Below are 2,273 nucleotides of genomic sequence, written 5' to 3' on the forward strand. Positions count from 1 at the left end.
GGTGGCGGTGGCTGGACCGGCTCGCTGGCCTGTGGCCGCAGCGCGAGAAGTCGGCCGGGCCGACTTCCTATCCGGGGGCTTGCTTGGTCTGGTGCGTTCGCCTTCCGTGTGGGTGGTCGGCTGGGCCGACTTTCGGTGCGGTGCGGTGCTGTTTCGTTCGGTGGCGTGTGGCGGTGCTGGCCCGGGGCTGCAGCGCGAGAAGTCGGCTCGGCCGACTTCCTATCCGGATGCCTTTGCGCGTCACCGTGTGCCTCCTGCTGCTTGCGTGGTCGGCTGGGCCGAATGGCCCTGCAGCCCGGGCTGGTTCGGGTGGTTCGTGGATTTCGCCTCAACCCCTGGGGGTGGCCGCAACGCCAGAAGTCGGCCGGGCCGACTTCCTGCGCGGGGAAATCGCGGTGGGGTCAGGCCGTGGCGGTGGTGAGTGCCGTGTCGGCGAGGGCTGCTCGGTAGTCGGGGTGGGCGAGGAGGTCCGTATGGGGAGCCAGGGCGCGGAGGTGGCCGGCGTCGAGCCAGGCGACGAGGTCGGCGCGGGCGGCGACCGAGGCACGGTGGGCGACCACCAGGCGGGTGCGGCCGCGGGTGGCGTGGTCGAGGGCCTCGCTGACCTGGTGTTCGGTGGCGAGGTCGAGGCCCGAGGTGGCGTCGTCCAGGACGACGACCCGGGTGGGGCGGCCCAGGAGGCGGGCGAGGCCGAGGCGTTGCAGTTCTCCGCCGGAGAGCCGGAGGTCGTCCAACGGGGTGTCCCACCCCAGGGGCAGCCGTCGTAGGAAGCCGTCCGCCCGGGCGGCTGCCGCTTCGGCGGGTCCGGCGCCGGCCAGTGCGTCGCGGACGGTACGGCCGACCAGTGCGGGCCGGGCGAAGGCGTAGCCGACCGCCCGCCGCAGTTCGGCGGCCGACAGGCTGTTGACCGGGACGCCGTCGATCAGCACGGTGCCCTCGTCGGGGTCGCGCAGCCGACCGGGCAGGGCGGCGAGCAGGGACTTGCCGGGGCCTGAGCGTCCGACCAGGGCGACCGTACGGCCGCCGGGGACGGTGAGGTCGAGCGGGCCGAGCAGTACCCGTTCGCCGTCGCGCACCACCACGCCGCGCAGCGACACCTCTCCCGGCCCGTCGGCCGGGAGCGCCGCCGTACCGGACGGGGACGGTGCGAGCGCCAGGAGTTCGTCCACCCGGGCCTGCCCGGCCCTGGCGTGCGCAACGCCGACCAGCGCCTCGACCTGTTCGAACAGCCCCGCGCCGAGCGCCGCCCAGCCGGCCGCCGCAGCGAGTGCGCCGGGGGCCAGGGCGCCGTCCGCGAGGAGGACCCCGGCGGTGGTGAGCACCGCGACCTCGACCAGGGCGATCAGCACGGTCGCCTGCCAGGCGGTACGGCGCTGCGCCGCCCAGAGAGCGTGCCCGGCGGCGGAGAGCTCCGGTAGCGGCGCCAGTATCCGCGCGGCTTCGCGCTGTTCGGCGTGGGCCGCTCGGATGCTGCGCAGTCCGGCGAGGGCGCCGCCGAGGCGGGCGGCGAGGTCGGCCTGGACCTCCTGGTAGCGGGTGAAGACCGGCCCGGCCTCCCGCAGGAAGAGCCGGACCAGCAGCACGCCGGGCACCACGCCCGCGAAGAAGGCGAGCGCCAGCCACGGTGACAGGGCTGCCAGCCCGACGATCGCGCCGAGCGAGGTGAGCAGCGCGGTGGCGGAGCCGAGGACGGCGGGCAGCCGGCCGCCCGCGTCGGCCGCCGAGCCGAGCAACCGGGCGGCGAGGTCGCCGGGCGGTGGCCCGTCGTGCAGTCGGCCGCCGGGCCCGAGGGCGAGCAGGTGGCGGACGAGACGGTCGCGCAGGGCGGCGGTGGCCTCGGCGGAGCAGGTGGATGCGGCGGCTGCGGCGGTGGAGCCCGCGGCGGCGGCCGCGCCGAGGACGCCGACGAGCAGGAGGTAGGCGCCGGGCCCGGGCCGGTGCCCGAGGGCGGCGTCGACGGCTCCGGCGAGCACGGCGGGCAGTGCGAGGGTGCCGGCGGCCTCGACCGGCAGCGCGATGCCGAGGGCGAGGGTCCAGCCGGTGGGGCGGCGGGGCAAGTCGTGGGCTCCCGTCGGGGATCGGTGGCGACGGCGGAGGAGGTGGCCACCGAGGAGGCGACCGCTGGGGAAGGCGGATCGACGCGGGGGCGGCCGCTGAGGAAGGCGGATCGACCCGGAGGCGCCGCCGGAGGCCTTCTTCATCTGGGCGATGCCGGCCCACATCGAGCCCTCGGTCACCCGGCTCAGCATCTCCACCTCGGGGCGGACCTCGCC

1 protein-coding gene is annotated in these 2,273 nt (G+C 76.6%); it reads right to left on the reverse strand.

All coding sequences use genetic code 11. The features are described from left to right. Positions 1–401: 401 nt before the first annotated feature. Positions 402–2,273 (reverse strand): ATP-binding cassette domain-containing protein (locus tag ABT247_RS25065; protein WP_350746087.1); only part of this gene is annotated, 1,872 nt, incomplete at its 5' end.

Origin of the sequence: Kitasatospora sp. NPDC001539 (genome assembly GCF_040298565.1) — a bacterium.
Lineage (GTDB): Bacteria > Actinomycetota > Actinomycetes > Streptomycetales > Streptomycetaceae > Kitasatospora.